The organism is Scytonema sp. PCC 10023, from assembly GCF_963920835.1.
Lineage (GTDB): Bacteria > Cyanobacteriota > Cyanobacteriia > Cyanobacteriales > Nostocaceae > Kalymmatonema.
The window spans coordinates 1-1,686 of record NZ_CAWUDP010000277.1; the positions used below are offsets into that span (position 1 = coordinate 1).

1 protein-coding gene is annotated in these 1,686 nt (G+C 43.8%); it reads left to right on the forward strand.

All coding sequences use genetic code 11. From position 1 onward, the window contains the following. Nucleotides 1–303 precede the first annotated feature (303 nt). On the forward strand, nt 304–1,683 hold the full coding sequence (locus ACM0OZ_RS48670) for an IS110 family transposase (protein WP_414590127.1): 1,380 nt from the start codon (nt 304–306) through the stop codon (nt 1,681–1,683). Nucleotides 1,684–1,686 lie beyond the last annotated feature (3 nt).

Consider the following 1,686-nt stretch of genomic DNA (forward strand, 5'->3'; position numbering starts at 1 on the left):
AGGTGCAAGATATGAGCCTCTAACTAGCGGCGCGGAGTCCGCTAGTGATATATGAAAGAAACACAGAAGAGGAAAATTTGAGAGCTTGGCGTTACAATTAGTAATTACCCTGACAGTTAAAACCGTCTTTACAGTGGTGCAAATTGTGCCCGTATATGAGCCTGGTTCTGGGTGATGTTGGTGAATTTATTGGCGAAGTGGCAAGAGTCACTATCCCGGTTAAGAGATTAGATTTAGACACCGCACCCAGGTCAGGGTATATTCTTCGCTCCATGCGTCAGCTGTCGCATTTAGGAGGCTAATATGAACAAACAGGAATCTGCACGTGATTCATTTAATACTAATCTACCATTAATTAACATTAATGCAGCGGGAATTGATATCGGAGCGGATAGACACTGGGTCAGTGTGCCTATTGGACGAGACAGCGAGAATGTACGTAGTTTTGCCTGTTTTACTGCTGACCTTTATGCGATGGCTGACTGGCTGCATCAATGCGGTGTAACAACCGTAGCGATGGAATCTACAGGAGTGTATTGGTTACCAGTATACGAAGTATTGGAAAGCCGTGGGCTTGAGGTCAAACTTGTTAATGCTCACTATGTCAAAACTGTACCTGGTCGTAAAACTGATGTACTAGATTGCCAATGGCTACAACAGTTACACACTTATGGCTTATTGGCAGGTTCATTTCGTCCAGAAGACCAAATTTGTGTTCTCCGTAGTTACATCCGCCAACGCGATAATCTAATTAAAAGTACTTGTGTCCATGTACAACGGATGCAAAAAGCGTTGACTGAGATGAATGTACAACTGCATCGGGTAATTAGCGATATTACAGGTACTACTGGTATGGCAATTATCCGTGCAATTGTTGCCGGAGAACGTGATCCGAAGAAACTAGCGGCTTTCAAAGATGGACGCATCAAAGCTAGCTCGTTAGAAATTGCATCCGCTTTAACAGGTAACTATCGTCCAGAATTGGTGTTCATTCTGCAACAGGAGTTACAACTTTACGAGTTTTACCAACAACAAATTGCTACTTGTGATTTCCAAATTGAGCAGTGTTTAATCTCCTTTGCAGACAAAGTTGATGTGACAAAAAAAACTTTACCTAAACCTAAACGCCGAGGCAAAAAGCAGCCAGGAAATGCACCTCAATTTGACCTGCGTACTCATTTGTATCGGATTAGTGGTGTTGACTTCACTCAAATTAATGGTTTTGGTGCTTTGACCGTACTAATACTGCTTTCTGAGTTAGGTTTAGACCCAACACGCTTTCCTACTGTAAAGCACTTTACCTCATGGTTAGGTTTGTGCCCTGGCAGCCGTATCACTGGTGGTAAAGTCAAAAGTTCTAAAACTCGTCCTGTTGTTAACCGGGCCGCCAATGCTTTCCGTATGGCTGCACAAACTCTGTGCCGAAGTCACTCTGCTTTGGGAGCATACTATCGACGTATGCAGGCACGTTTGGGTGCGCCCAAAGCAATTACCGCTGCCGCACATAAATTAGCACGTCTTTTTTATCGTCTTTGGACATCTGGAGGAGCCTATACAGACCCTGGTATTGATGCCTATGAGCAACAGTATCGCGATCGCACGGTGAAGTATCTCCAGAAAAAAGCTCATACTTTAGGCTTTAATCTCGTTGCTCAATCTACGGCGACGGAATGTGTTTCTTAAGAG

What these genes read in the sequence shown, in the direction of transcription:
- ACM0OZ_RS48670 (WP_414590127.1), top strand. Translation starts at nt 304, where the DNA reads ATGAACAAACAGGAATCTGCACGTGATTCATTTAATACTAATCTACCA.